Below are 434 nucleotides of genomic sequence, written 5' to 3' on the forward strand. Positions count from 1 at the left end.
CGCTGAAAAGCATCTGCATTTCTTTGATCAAAATGAGAAACGCTATGATGATACAGGGAGCGAGCATCAGCAATTAGTAGAGAAGTTGAGAGGGCTCAGCCGTGCATAAGGTCAAACTAGGAGAACGGCTGCGTCCCTATATTATGATCGCTCCCGCGATGATTGGTATTTTTGTATTCGTTGTGTATCCGATTTTATATTTGATCTATCTAAGCCTGTATGATTACAACCTGATGAACAAGGCAAAGAGCAAGTTTATCGGCTTGGATAACTTTAAAGAAATTTTAGGCCGTGAGGATTTCTACAAGTCTCTATACAATACGGTCATCTATACCGGCGGAGTCGTTATCGCGACACTCGTCATTTCAGTTGCGCTAGCGGTTTGGCTTAAAAAGAATACGAAGTTCAACCAATTTGTGCAAGCGGGTATTTTC

The 434-nt window shown here is 41.9% G+C and carries 1 protein-coding gene; it reads left to right on the top strand.

Annotation, left to right across the window (positions count from 1 at the left end; translation table 11 throughout):
* Positions 1–101 precede the first annotated feature (101 nt).
* Positions 102–434 (top strand): carbohydrate ABC transporter permease (locus tag V1L65_RS28645; RefSeq protein ID WP_442955732.1); only part of this gene is annotated, 333 nt, incomplete at its 3' end.

The sequence above is a fragment of the Paenibacillus sp. IITD108 genome (assembly GCF_036541265.1).
Classification (GTDB): domain Bacteria; phylum Bacillota; class Bacilli; order Paenibacillales; family Paenibacillaceae; genus Pristimantibacillus.